Source organism: Pseudomonas sp. EGD-AK9 (genome assembly GCF_000465935.2).
GTDB lineage: Bacteria > Pseudomonadota > Gammaproteobacteria > Pseudomonadales > Pseudomonadaceae > Aquipseudomonas.
Genome location: NZ_AVOF01000152.1, coordinates 21,761 through 27,760, shown reverse-complemented (window position 1 = coordinate 27,760; position 6,000 = coordinate 21,761). Strand labels below are relative to the sequence as shown.

The 6,000-nt window shown below is 65.6% G+C and carries 5 protein-coding genes; 2 read left to right on the top strand and 3 right to left on the bottom strand.

Annotated features, from left to right (window positions below; genetic code table 11):
* A partial coding sequence (locus N878_RS08700) for a GTP 3',8-cyclase MoaA (RefSeq protein WP_021443278.1) occupies window positions 1-667 on the top strand: 667 nt, incomplete at its 5' end.
* Between the two features lie 43 nt (window positions 668-710).
* Window positions 711-1,550: an ABC transporter substrate-binding protein gene (locus N878_RS08695; protein ID WP_021443277.1), complete on the top strand. Its 840-nt coding sequence runs from the start codon at window positions 711-713 to the stop codon at window positions 1,548-1,550.
* A 4-nt stretch (window positions 1,551-1,554) separates the two neighbouring features.
* Here the strand turns inward: N878_RS08695 and N878_RS08690 are convergent, their stop codons facing one another.
* From N878_RS08690 to N878_RS08680, 3 genes are all read right to left on the bottom strand, one after another.
* Complete coding sequence (locus N878_RS08690) at window positions 1,555-3,021, bottom strand: NCS1 family nucleobase:cation symporter-1 (protein ID WP_021443276.1); 1,467 nt, start codon at window positions 3,019-3,021, stop codon at window positions 1,555-1,557.
* Window positions 3,022-3,504: 483 nt separating this feature from the next.
* Window positions 3,505-4,365 carry an outer membrane protein OmpK gene (locus N878_RS08685; protein WP_021443275.1) on the bottom strand — a complete coding sequence of 287 codons (861 nt, stop codon included), beginning with the start codon at window positions 4,363-4,365 and terminating at the stop codon, window positions 3,505-3,507.
* Between the two features lie 76 nt (window positions 4,366-4,441).
* Window positions 4,442-5,944, bottom strand: a complete 1,503-nt coding sequence (locus N878_RS08680) for a nucleobase:cation symporter-2 family protein (protein WP_021443274.1) — start codon at window positions 5,942-5,944, stop codon at window positions 4,442-4,444.
* Window positions 5,945-6,000: the final 56 nt, after the last annotated feature.

The following is a 6,000-nucleotide window of genomic DNA, read 5'->3' as shown; positions in this document are numbered from 1 at the left end:
GCTGCGCGCGGCCGGCGTGCGCCGTCTGAACGTCAGCCTGGATTCGCTCAAGCGCGAGCGTTTCGCCGCCTTCACCCGGCGCGACAAGCTCGACCAGGTGCTGGCCGGCATCGACGCGGCGCGCGCCGCCGGTTTCGAGCGGATCAAGCTCAACAGCGTGGTGCAGCGCGGGCGCAACGACGACGAGGTGCTCGATCTGGTCGAGTTCGCCATCGCCCGCGGCCTGGACATCAGCTTTATCGAGGAAATGCCGCTGGGCAGCGTGGTCAGTCACAGGCGCGAGCAGACCTTCTGCTCCAGCGACGAGGTGCGCGCGCGTATCGAGCAGCGCCATGCGCTGGTGCGCAGCAGCCAGGTCACCGGCGGGCCGTCGCGTTACTGGCAGGTGGTCGGCAGCGAGACGCGGGTCGGTTTTATCTCCCCGCACAGCCACAACTTCTGCGGCGACTGCAACCGCGTGCGGGTCACCGCCGAGGGCAAGCTGGTGCTCTGCCTCGGCCACGACAACGCGCTGGACCTCAAGCGCCTGCTGCGCGCCCACCCCGGCGACGGCGCGCGCCTGCGCCAGGCGCTGATCGAGGCGCTGCGCCTGAAACCCGAGCGGCACCACTTCGCCAGCGACGAGCAGGTGCAGGTGGTGCGCTTTATGAGCATGACCGGCGGCTGAGCCGCCTGACCGGATTCCCAGAACAACAATAAGGAGGCTTGCAATGAAGCCCGTACCACTGTGTCTGCTGTCTGCCATTCTGCTGACGCCCACTGCCCTGGCGCAAAGCTATGTGGTCGGCGTCGAGGATCTGCCGTTCGCCCCGCACTACAGCCTCGACGCCCAGGGCGACTACCGCGGTTTCGCCCGCGAGGTGCTGGATGCCTTCGCCGCCGACAGCGGTATCAGCCTGAGTTACAAGGCGCTGCCGGTGGAGCAGCTGTTGCCGGCGTTGCAGCGCGGCGAGATCGATTTCAAGTACCCGGACAGCCCGCACTGGGCGCAGGCGCAGAAGGCCGGCATGACCCTGCACTACAGCCAGGCGGTGGTCGATTACGTCGACGGCGTGCTGGTGGCGCCGCAGCGCCAGGGCCAGGCGCTGGAGGGCATCGCTCGCCTGGCCATGGTGCAGGGCTGGACGCCGCGCGGTTACGAGCAGCGCATCGACAGCGGGCAGATCCGCCTGAGCTACAGCGACGATCTGCGCCAGATGATTCGCCAGGCGCTGAAGCAGGACACCGACGGCGCCTATTTCAACGTGGTGGTGGCGACCCATTACCTCGACAACATCCGCGCCCGCCCCGGCGCCCTGGTGTTCGACCCCAAGCTGCCGCACACCCGCGGCAGCTTCCATCTGTCGAGCGCTCGCCAGCCCGAGCTGATCGCGCGCTTCGACCGTTTTCTCGGCGAGCACGCGGCGCAGGTCGCGGCGCTGAAGGACAAGCACCGGGTCGAGGCCAATCTGGACAGCGAGTACATCGGCCTGGAGCAGTGGAAGGTGGACTTTCTCGAACGCCAGAAAGCCAAAGCCGGCGCACGGGCGCCGGCTTCGTCCACCCCGTGAGGAGTCAGGCGGCAGCGCTGGCGCGCTTCACCGCCTGGGCCTGGCCACGCATCAGCCCGTAGTGCAGGGCCGCACCGAGCAGTGCGCCGAAGATCCAGGCGTAGCCGGACAGCTGGCTCAGGCCCGGGGTCCATACCGAGGCGACGGAGAACACCGAGGCCACCGCGAAGGCGATCAGCGCCTTGCGGTTCCAGCCGCCGTCGAAGTAGTAGGCCGAGCCGACCTCGGCGCTGAACAGCTGCTGCAGGTCGAGCTTGCCGCGGCGCACCAGGTAGTAGTCGGCGACGATGATGCCGTACAGCGGCGCCAGCACGGCGCCCAGGGTGTCGACGAAGGCGGCGATGCCGACGTTGCTGATGAAGGCCACCCACAGCGCGCCGATGAAGAAGGCGATGGCCGCGGTGATGAAGCCGCCGGTGCGCGCGCTGATATGCGCCGGCGCCAGGTTGGCCAGGTCGTAGGCCGGCGGGATGAAGTTGGCCACCAGGTTGATGCCCACGGTCGCGGCGAAGAAGGTCAGCGCGGCGATGATGGTCAGGCTCAGGTTGTCCACCCGCGCGACGATGTCGGTGGGGTTGGTCAGCGTCTCGCCGAACACCACCACGGTGCCGGCGGTGATCACCAGGGCGATCAGCGAGAAGAACGCCAGGCTCACCGGCAGGCCGAGGAAGTTGCCGACGGTCATCTGCTTTTCGCTTTTGACGAAGCGGGCGAAGTCGCCGTAGTTGATCACCACCGCGGCGAAGTAGGCAACCATGGTGCCGACCACGGCGAAGAAGGCGGCTACCGGGCCGGCGGCATACTCGCCGCTGCCGTCGAAGATGTTGCCCAGCTCGCCGAGCAGGCTGGGGCCGGCCTGGTACCAGATCATCGCCATCAGCGCGATCATCACCACGTAGACCAGCGGCCCGGCCCAGTTGAGGAACTTGGTGATCCAGTCGATGCCGCGGATGAACAGCGCCACCTGGAACACGCAGACGATCAGGTAGGACAGCCAGCCGATGGCGGTCATGCCGAGGAAGGTGGCCGGCGCCTCTGGCTGCAGCAGCGAGTTGAGCAGCAGCGCCACCGCGGTGGAGGCGAAGTAGGTCTGCACGCCGTACCAGAAGATCGCGACTATGCCGCGGACCAGGGCCGGGAAGTTGGCGCCGCGCACGCCCATGCTGGCACGGGCGAACACCGGGAAGGGAATGCCGTACTTCACGCTCGGCTTGCCGGTCAGCTGCACCAGGCCCATGACGATGAAACCGGCGAGGACGATACCGGCCAGCACCGCCCAGCCGTTGAGCCCGTAGGAGATGAACAGGGTGGCGGCCAGGGTGTAGCCGAACAGGCTCTGGATGTCGTTGGACCAGACGTTGAAGATCTCGAACCAGCCCCATTTGCGTTTCTCCGGGGCGAGCGGGGCGAGGTCCTCGTTGTGCAGCGAGGTATCGATGTGCTTGATGCGGAATTCTTCGGCGTTGGACATGGACAGCTCCCAGTTTTGTTCTTGCGCCGTGGCGGCGTATGAGGAGATTTGTCTGCAGGTTCCGTTCCGTTTTTGTAGACGCTCTTCGGCCGGTCTTGTGTATACAGTCGTTTCGGCAGAATTTCGGTAGGAACCTGATTGCCTTGTACACATAAAATGCGCCGCTGAATATGGCTTTCTGACAAATTGCACACAAAAAAGCTATTTATTGTGTGCAAAAACTTGACCTTCTGGTCAGTTGTATGCTTGCAAGCCATTGATGGAGAAGCCGGATAGGGCAGCTCGATCCTGCACCGATGCGGTGCTGGGCCTGGTTCATGAGCGCTCGGTTGGTGCGGGGGTGAAGCCGGTTTGGTAAAGGCGCTGCTCCGTGCGCCCCTTGCGCTCGGCGCAAAGAAAAAGGGGGAAGGGCACAAGGCCCATCCCCCTTTTTACCCGGCCGCCGTCCCTACCCGACGTCGGCCAAGTGCGGTGTGGCAGCGGTCAGAAGTGGTACTTGACCAGTGCCTGCACGGCGGTCTGGTCGAAGCCGTCGGTGGAACCGTCCACCGGCTTCACGCCGTACTTGTTGTGCCACATGTTCACTTCGGTGCCGACGTAGAGCTGGCGCTCCTTGCCGAACAGGGCCTTGCCGGCGTCCCACTTGACCTGGATCGAGGAGCCCACCGAGGTCTGGGTGCCGGCATCGCTGGACGGCGAGCGCCAGTCGACGAAGCCGTCGACCAAAAAGTCCTGCTGGCCGACGCTGAAGGGGTAGGCGGCGGAGACGGTCAGCTGGGTGGCGTAGCCGTTGCTGTCGCTGTCGGCGAAGAAGGTGTGGTTGTTGATCTTCACCCGGTACAGGTTGGTCTTGAAGAAGGCGAAACCGGGCACGTCCCAGTCCAGGCCGACGCCGTACAGGTAGTTCTCCGGGCCGGGGCCGCCTTCGCCTTTCTCGTAGGTGAAGGCGGCGTAGACGTCCTTGATCGGGCCGGCGGCCAGCTTCTGCCCGGTCAGCCAGCTCAGGCTGACGCGCGGGGAGAACTCCATGTAGTAGAAGGAATCCTTGTCGTGCTGGCGGAAGGTGCCGTTGTCGAAGCTGCCGCGCGACTGCACGTTGTCGGCGCGGATGTAGTCGAGGAAGTAGAACACGTCGCCCCAGGCCCAGCCGCTGGCGTGCTCGAAGGTGAAGGTGGTCTGGGTGCGCTGCTCCTCGCCATTGAAGTTCATGCGCTGAAAATTTTCGCCGTACAGGTAGGACAGGCTGTTGTCCTGCCAGTAGAGCAGGTCGCCGGCGAGCGCCTGCTGGCCGGAGAACAGTCCGGCGGAGAGGGCGAGGCAGTGGGGCAGATGCTTGAGTTTCATGGATTTTCCTTATTGTTGGAGTGCAAGCAGGTAGCTCCCGGCGGCGCGCCGCCGGGAGGGGAAGCGAGGTTGGCGGTCAGCTCGGTCGCGCGTCCGGGGTAAGGTCGCGGCTGAGGGTCTTGAGGCTGCCGTCGTCGACGGCCTCGTCGTCCTGGCGGTTCTGCAGCACGGTGTGCAGGTGTGCCTCGGGGTCGTAGTCGTCTTCCTCGACCTCGTGGGTCTCGTCGGGCAGGAAGATGTTCAGCACGATGGCGCTGAAGGCGCCGATGGTGATCGGCGAGCCGAAGATGTTTTTCAGCACGTCCGGCATGTGCGACAGCACGTCCGGCACGCCGGCCACGCCCAGGCCCAGGCCCAGGGAGATGGCCACGATCAGCACGTTGCGGCGGTGCAGGCCGGCTTCGCTGAGGATCTTGATGCCGGCCACGGCGACGGTGCCGAACATGATCAGGGTGGCGCCGCCGAGCACCGGCTTGGGCATCAGCTGCAGCACCGCGCCGACCACCGGGAACAGGCCGAGCAGCACCAGGATGCCGGCGATGTAGAAGCCCACGTGGCGGCTGGCCACGCCGGTGAGCTGGATCACCCCGTTGTTCTGGCTGAAGGTGGTCATCGGCAGACTGTTGAACATGGCGGCGACCGCCGAGTTGCAGCCGTCGGCCAGTACCCCGGACTTGATCCGGCGCATGTACAGTGGGCCCTTGACCGGCTGCTTGGAGATGATCGAGTTGGCGGTCAGGTCGCCGGCGGTCTCCAGCGGGGTGATCAGGAAGATCACCGCGATTGGCACGAAGGCGATCCAGTCGAAGCCGAAGCCGTACTTGAACGGCTGCGGCACGCTGATCAGCGGCACCTCGGCCATGTTGGCGAAGTCCACCCGGCCGGTGAACCAGGCAACGGTGAAACCCAGGGCCAGGCCGATGATCACCGCCGACAGGCGCAGCACCTGCGAGGAGGCGCGGTTGAGCAGGACGATGGTGCCCAGCACCAGGCCGCCGAGGGCCAGGTGATGCAGGGCGCCGAGGTCCGGCGCGCCGTAGCCGCCGGCCAAGTCGGTCATGCCCACCTTGATCAGCGACAGGCCCATCAGGCAGATGATGGTGCCGGTGACCACCGGGGTGATCACCTTGCGCAGCTTGTTGATGAACTGGCTGAAGGCGATCTCGACGAAGGCGGCGCAGAAGCAGATGCCGAACAGCGTGGCGAGTATCTCCTCCTCGCTGGCGCCGCGGCCCTTGACGATGAAGCCGGCGCTGAGCACCACGCTGAGAAAGCCGAAGCTGGTGCCCTGCAGGCACAGCAGGCCGGAGCCGATCGGGCCGATGCGCTTGGCCTGGACGAAGGTGCCGAGGCCGGAGACGAACAGCGCCATGCTCACCAGGTAGGGCACGTGGGCACCGAGGCCGAGGGCGCTGCCGACGATCAGAGTGGGGGTGATGATGCCGACGAAGCTGGCCAGCACATGCTGCAGCGCCGCGAAGATGGCAGGGGCGAAGGCTGGGGTGTCGTCCAGCTGGTAGATCAGGTCGCTGTTGCCGGAAGGCGCAGCTGGGGCTTGGGTGTTGCGGTCTGTGGTCATGTCATAGCCTGCCAGTTGTTTTTATATGGTCATGGGCTTACACGAGGCTTCACGGC

What these genes read in the sequence shown, in the direction of transcription:
- N878_RS08690 (WP_021443276.1), bottom strand. Translation starts at nt 3,021, where the DNA reads ATGTCCAACGCCGAAGAATTCCGCATCAAGCACATCGATACCTCGCTG.
- N878_RS08695 (WP_021443277.1), top strand. Translation starts at nt 711, where the DNA reads ATGAAGCCCGTACCACTGTGTCTGCTGTCTGCCATTCTGCTGACGCCC.
- N878_RS08685 (WP_021443275.1), bottom strand. Translation starts at nt 4,365, where the DNA reads ATGAAACTCAAGCATCTGCCCCACTGCCTCGCCCTCTCCGCCGGACTG.
- N878_RS08680 (WP_021443274.1), bottom strand. Translation starts at nt 5,944, where the DNA reads ATGACCACAGACCGCAACACCCAAGCCCCAGCTGCGCCTTCCGGCAAC.